Genomic DNA, 229 nt, shown 5'->3' with positions numbered 1-229 from the left:
GAGCTTGCCCTGGACTTCCTTCTTCTTGCTGCCCAGTTCGGTGCGGGTGGCGGCGAGGTCCTTGAGCTTGGCGGTGGCCTCGGCCCGCTGCTGGGCGAGCCGGCGCTGCTTGTCCTGGATCTTCTTCAGCGCGTCGGCCTGCTGGCCGCTGACCTGGTCGAGGGTGGCGGCCTGGTCCAGGTACTCGTCCGGGTGGGAGGAGAGGAAGAGCTGGAGGGACGGGTCGATG

At 68.6% G+C, this 229-nt stretch carries 1 pseudogene; it reads right to left on the bottom strand.

Annotated features, from left to right (window positions below):
* Positions 1 to 229, bottom strand: a pseudogene (locus tag IG64_RS37330) (hypothetical protein); the annotation flags it as partial.

Source organism: Streptomyces sp. NRRL S-340 (genome assembly GCF_000720185.1).
Lineage (GTDB): Bacteria > Actinomycetota > Actinomycetes > Streptomycetales > Streptomycetaceae > Streptomyces.
The sequence above is the reverse complement of the archived record's forward strand: the minus strand, read 5'-3'. Positions and strand labels throughout refer to the sequence as shown.